Annotated in this window: 5 protein-coding genes and 3 pseudogenes; 5 read left to right on the top strand and 3 right to left on the bottom strand. The window is 63.1% G+C overall.

Annotated elements, in window-relative coordinates:
- Nucleotides 1-660 (top strand): helix-turn-helix domain-containing protein (locus tag IQ26_RS39615; RefSeq protein WP_162458197.1); only part of this gene is annotated, 660 nt, incomplete at its 5' end.
- Nucleotides 661-671: 11 nt separating this feature from the next.
- On the opposite strand, the gene IQ26_RS38530 is transcribed toward IQ26_RS39615, so the two are convergent.
- A complete protein-coding gene (locus IQ26_RS38530; RefSeq protein WP_240547474.1) occupies nucleotides 672-1,244 on the bottom strand; it encodes a reverse transcriptase domain-containing protein in 573 nt (190 codons plus the stop codon).
- 649 nt (nucleotides 1,245-1,893) lie between these two features.
- Here IQ26_RS38530 and IQ26_RS38525 point away from each other — a divergent pair.
- From IQ26_RS38525 to IQ26_RS41795, 3 genes are read left to right on the top strand one after another with little or no spacing between them, the layout of a single operon-like run.
- On the top strand, nucleotides 1,894-2,532 hold the full coding sequence (locus IQ26_RS38525) for an IS66 family transposase (RefSeq protein WP_420846415.1): 639 nt from the start codon (nucleotides 1,894-1,896) through the stop codon (nucleotides 2,530-2,532).
- Nucleotides 2,438-2,668 (top strand): IS66 family transposase, encoded by a 231-nt coding sequence (locus IQ26_RS41800; protein WP_407660224.1) that lies wholly within the window; start codon nucleotides 2,438-2,440, stop codon nucleotides 2,666-2,668. Before IQ26_RS38525 ends, IQ26_RS41800 begins: the two co-directional genes overlap by 95 nt.
- Nucleotides 2,665-2,895: a transposase domain-containing protein gene (locus IQ26_RS41795; protein ID WP_407660225.1), complete on the top strand. Its 231-nt coding sequence runs from the start codon at nucleotides 2,665-2,667 to the stop codon at nucleotides 2,893-2,895. Before IQ26_RS41800 ends, IQ26_RS41795 begins: the two co-directional genes overlap by 4 nt.
- A 156-nt stretch (nucleotides 2,896-3,051) precedes the next feature.
- On the opposite strand, the pseudogene IQ26_RS38520 reads toward IQ26_RS41795, so the two are convergent.
- A pseudogene (locus IQ26_RS38520) lies at nucleotides 3,052-3,883 on the bottom strand (IS110 family RNA-guided transposase); the annotation flags it as partial.
- 435 nt (nucleotides 3,884-4,318) lie between these two features.
- On the opposite strand from IQ26_RS38520, the pseudogene istA reads away from it, so the two are divergent.
- Nucleotides 4,319-5,095: pseudogene (gene istA, locus IQ26_RS38510) on the top strand (IS21 family transposase); the annotation flags it as partial.
- On the opposite strand, the pseudogene IQ26_RS38505 reads toward istA, so the two are convergent.
- A pseudogene (locus tag IQ26_RS38505) lies at nucleotides 5,096-5,384 on the bottom strand (helix-turn-helix domain-containing protein); the annotation flags it as partial.

The raw sequence follows: 5,384 nt of genomic DNA, 5'->3' as shown, positions 1-5,384 counted from the left end.
GAGGAGGTCACCCTCCAGGTCGATCGCGACGAGGCAGCGGCGCATCTCGTCCTGCGCTGGAAGGGCGACGCTACGAGCCGCCTCACCGTCGCCTTGCCGCGCTCGCGACCGGCGACGGTTCGTACCGACGAGGATACGCTGGCGCTGCTGCGGCGGCTGACACCGCATTACCCCGACGCCGTCATCGCCGGCATCCTCAACCGCCAGGGCCGTCGAACGGCGTACGGCCACCGGTTCGACGCCAACCGCGTCGGAAACCTGCGCCGACACTGGAAGATCCCCGTCTGCAAGGCCAAGTCACCGGCCGCCGACGGCGACATCGTCACCATCCGTCAGGCCGCCGCAGCCCTCGGCGTGGCGCCGTCGACGCTCCACCGCCACATCAACGACGGCCTCATTCGGGGCGAACAGATCACACCCGGCGCGCCCTGGCGCATTCGCCTGACCGCGGAACTCAAGGCCCGCTTCCTCGCCACACCCGGCGACGGCTTTGAACCGATCCGCGACGCCATGGACACCCTCGGGCTTTCCCGCCAAAGTCTGTTGCATCGGATCAAGCACGGCGAACTCGACGCTGTCCATATCGTCCGCGGACAGAGAAAAGGTCTATGGATCAAGACCACAGATCACAATCCCACCCTCTTCGAACACACTTCATGAACCAGGGGGTATTATGACAATGGATCCAAGAAGCTGCGAATGTCGGCATCGAGCACCCAGTTCACGCGCTGGCTCATGATCGCCGTATGCAGGGTATCAAGCGCCATGTGGGGGCTCCGCCCCGGCCGGAAGCCGTAGGAGAACCCCAGGAAGTCGGCCTCGTAGACAGCACTCAGCACCTCGGCCACCGCGCTTTGGACGATCTTGTCTTCCAGCGCCGGCACCCCGAGAGGCCGTTTACCGCCATCGGCTTTGGGAATGTAGACCCGCCGCACCGGCTGTGGCCGGTAGCGACCGGTGTGGACCCGTTCGCAGAGATCGCGGAGGTTACCCTCCAGTCTCTCTTCGTACTTCGCCACGGTTATCCCATCGACCCCAGCACTCGCCTGCCGCTTTTGTCGCCGGAACGCCCGATACAGGGCGGCCTCGTCGACATGATGCAGCAGGGCCGTAAACCGGGTTTGGGCAGCCTGCTTGGCCGCCGCGTTCACCCGCTCGAGGTTCGGCGGCAAGGCAACCCGGCTCTGTGTCCGGACCTTGGCTTCCTCGCGCAGGCTCCCCTCGGGCTGGTCCCTTCCCTCCACTCGCCTCGTTTCCTTCGACGGCTTCACGGGTACTATGAACCAGTCCGACTCCCGACCTCAGCTCGGACAGCAGCTCTGGCAGTACCTTGCTGCTGTCCCCCGCTGGAGACCAATCCAGCGGACCCGGTCGGGCCTCTCATGTTCCGATGATTACCTTCCATGCGTGATCCGGCCATCGACCCCGGCGGAGCGGCATCGTCTCGCATAACGACGATACTCATATTGCCTTCGTGTTTAGGGAACACACTCGGCCTCCGCGAACATCCACCTTTCGAGGCTCATTCCCGCACCCCGCATGGCTCCTGTCTACACTTCAGACCCCGCGTTACCGCGACGCCCGCAAGACTCGGTCCCGGCTTGCCTGCTACGGCTTTGGCCGGATGGGACTTGCACCCACAAACAGTCATCAGCTTGGCATGACGTACCCCCACGGTGTGGTCTAGCTCTGGCGGTGACGAAGCCGCTCGCGAGCGCGCCCTCAATAGCGCTGTAGCGAGCGAGCGGTGTTAGGGCGGAATGTTCCCTCGGTAGGGTCGGGTTGCTGAAGCCAATTCAAAAAGGCGCAATTCAGGCCCACGCTGACTCCGCCCCCACGCGGCGGCCGCTGCTCCTGAACGACTCGTCGGCATGCCTATCATGACGATCCAAAATTGACTGGAAGTCGCGGGTTCGATCAGCTGCGCTCTATAGTCAGGCGCAGATCTACGCCCGCCAGGGCATCAATCTCGATCGCTCCACGCTCGCCGACTGGGTCGGCCGCGCCGCCTGGCATCTGCGTCCGGTGCATGAGCGACTGCTTGGCAAGCTGAAGGCTTCGCCAAAACTCTTCGCTGACGAAACCACCGCGCCGGTACTCGATCCCGGCCGCGGCAAGACGAAGTCAGGCCAGCTCTGGGCCTATGCCTGCGATGACCGACCATGGGAGGGAGCGACCCGCCGGGCGTCGCCTATGTCTATGCGCCGGACCGAAAGGCCGAGCTTCCGATCGCTCGACGGCTATGGCGGCTATCGCGTGCTGGCCGACAAAAGCGGCGTCACGCTCGCCTTCTGCTGGGCGCATGTCCGTCGGCGCTTTTATGAACTGGCAGCAGCCGGTCCCGCGCCGATTGCCAGCGAGGCGCTGAGACGGATCGCCGAACTCTATAAGATCGAGGACGGCATTCCGTGGCCGATCGGCCGACGAACGCCTCGGCATGCGCCAGGAAAAGAGCGCTTCAGTTATCGCCGACCTCGAACCTTGGCTGCGAGAGAAGTTCGGCCTGATCAGCCAGAAGACAAAGCTCGCTGAGGCGGTCCGCTATACGCTCTCGCGCTGGAAAGGTCTCTCGCGCTTCCTTGACGACGGCCGCGTCGAGATCGACAGCAACGTGGTCGAGCGCTCTCCGACGGCGGTGCCGAGCACTGGGCCGTCATCGCGTCATTGATCGAAACCTGCAAGCTCAACGGCATCGAGCCGCTCGGCTATCTCACTGACGTCCTCACCAGGATCGTCGATGGTCATCCCAACAGCCGGATCGACGAGTCTCCTGCCATGGGCCTACGTCAAAAAGCCAGACCTCAAGGCCGTGGCCTGATCCAGACGCAGAGCGGCGTCCGGTCCGAGGAACGGCTGCTCGAACTGGTGATCGCGCATGGGTGGAGGCGGAACTGAAGGACGTCGGTGATCAAGCTCTGATGCGCGGGTTGGCTACCGCATTCCCGATTGTGCGTCTGGGGCTGTTCCTATCTTACTGCGGGCGTCGGTCGATTTACCGGCCACAAAGCGTCTGACGGGCATTCCCCTGCCGTGGGCCCGCCTCCACCCATGCGCGATCGCCGTGCAGACCACCGGCGTCCTCTTGCCGCGTCCGCTCAGCATTCGATAGCGGGGCCGTCAGCCGAGTCTGAGCTTTCCATGCGATCTCTCGCACCCTCGGTGGCGCCTGCTCCAGTCGGTAGAGCTTCTTTGCGCCGACCTTGGGTGGATGCCGATAGGTCCATGCGCTCTCTACCAGCATATGGCGCACCCGTCCGTTCCCTGCCCTTGGTGATGCCGCCGCGTCTGACTGTCTCGCCCGTCGATCGCTCGCCGGGAACGAGGCCGAGAAATCCCATGAGTTGGCGCGGGCTCTCGAAGCGACGCACGTCGCCAATCTCGGTGGCGAACGTCACAGCAACGATCAGGTCCACACCACGCAATGTCTGCAGCGTCCGTATGATCGGGGCGAGCGACCAGGCTGGAACGAACTCTTCGATCACAAGCTCAAGCCGCTCAACCCGCTCTTTCGAGATGCGGACAGATTCGACCATTTCCTGGAGCGCGATCTGATGCGCAGGGTGATCGAACTGCTGCTCCTGCAACCAGCGGAGAGAGCGCATCGTCCAGCCCTTCTTGCGGGGATAGACACGACCGTGCTTAAGCATGAAGGCGCTCACCTGCTGCCGATGCAAGCGGAGTGTCTCGACTGCAGCCGCCCGGGCGCGAACGAGATCCCGCATGGCCTCATGACCTTCATCGGGAACCCATACCGCCGTCGTATCCGACGCGTCGACCTCGCCGAAGAAGCGAACCTCTCCCTCCGGCCGGCATCCGCAATCGCGAAGGCGTTCCTCAGCTTGGCGACATCGATTCCGACAAATGCTTCCCTATAATCTGCCACGGCTCGTCCTCCAGTGATGAGGATCGGCTCGGCCCGCCCGAGCAACCCTCGGACGCGCAGTGTAGGGCGAGCCACCTCACCGACAGAGGCGGACATACGGTCTTACGTTAAGTCTGAACCGCATGCCTCTTCTCCCGTCTGAGTCTCGAAAACCACCGCTTCCGGTTCATCGACGGGTTCGATCTCTCCGAAGAGATGGCCGAAAAGGCCCGGCAAACCGGCGTCTACCGCCATGCCCGAGGCGATGTCGACCTTAACGGGCGTGCGTATTTCAGGCGATCGTGAGCACGGATTTCACCGCATCGTGAGCAAGGATTTCGCGGGATCGTGAGCAGCGATTTCAGGCGATCGTGAGCAACCTTTTCGGAGGTGCTGGACGCTTCGGCCGACAACTCAGCGGTCTACAGGAGGCCTCGTTCAAAACGAGGAAGCCTGATGCCAACCAAGAGATTGTCGATGCGCCGGATCAGAGACGTATTACGATTGAGATTTTCCCAGGGTCTGACCGAGCGCGTCATCGCGCGCACGCTCGGGGTCAGCAATGGCGTCGTCCACGGTTACTTGCGGCGCGCCCGTCTTGCCGGACTGAGCTGGCCGCTGCCCGAAGGGATGGATGACGAAGGCCTTGAGCTGCTGCTCTTCCCTGCGCCGAAGGCGGCCTCGCAAAGCCCTCGGCGGCCGGTGCCCGATTGGAGCTATGTGGAGAAGGAGTTGCGCCGGCGCGGCGTAACGCGGGTGCTGCTGTGGGAAGAGTATCGTGCCGCCAATCCCGACGGCTTTGGCTATACTTGGTTTTGCACGACCTTCGAGGCCTGGAAAGAGCGCGCGCGCCCGACGATGCGCCAGACGCACCTGGGCGGCGAGAAGGTGTTTGTCGATTTCGCCGGCGACACCATCGACATCTTCGACCCCATCACCGGCGAAGCGCATCCCATGAAGCTGTTTGTCGCAGCGATGGGCGCCTCCAACTATACCTACGCCGAGGCGTGCCCGAGCGAGAGCCTGCCCGAGTGGATCCGTGTTCATACGAACCTTTTCACCTTTCTCGGCGGCGTGCCGAAGTTCGTGGTCTGCGACAATCTCAAGGCCGCCGTCACCAACCCCGATCGCTACGACCCCGGTCTCAACCGGACCTATGCCGAGATGGCGAGCCATTACGGCACCGCAGTTCTCGCAGCCAGGCCGAGACGCCCAAAGGACAAGGCGAAGGTTTCATAGTGCGTCCTGTTCGGCTGATGGCACGGTAATGGAGGCAGGGCGGGCGGGATTAGCGTTACAGCCTGGGCGACCTTTGATGATCTCGAGGTGGGAAGGAATATCCCACAGACCCCGGCTGAGATTGTCGCTGTAGACTTTGGTGATGAGCCCCTGACGTCCCCATTGATGCACGGTGGTCTCGGCGATCTCGAAGCGTTCGGCCACTTCCTGGGTGGTGAGCATACCACAATCGCGCAGGCGCTGGCGACGACCGGGCAGGTTATAAGTTCTGCGGATGAAAGCG

The organism is Mesorhizobium tianshanense (assembly GCF_007830515.1).
Lineage (GTDB): Bacteria > Pseudomonadota > Alphaproteobacteria > Rhizobiales > Rhizobiaceae > Mesorhizobium > Mesorhizobium tianshanense.
The sequence above is the reverse complement of the archived record's forward strand: the minus strand, read 5'-3'. Positions and strand labels throughout refer to the sequence as shown.

Excerpts from the sequence above, each read along its gene's own strand:
- IQ26_RS41800 (WP_407660224.1), top strand. The coding sequence starts at position 2,438 with ATGCGCCAGGAAAAGAGCGCTTCAGTTATCGCCGACCTCGAACCTTGG.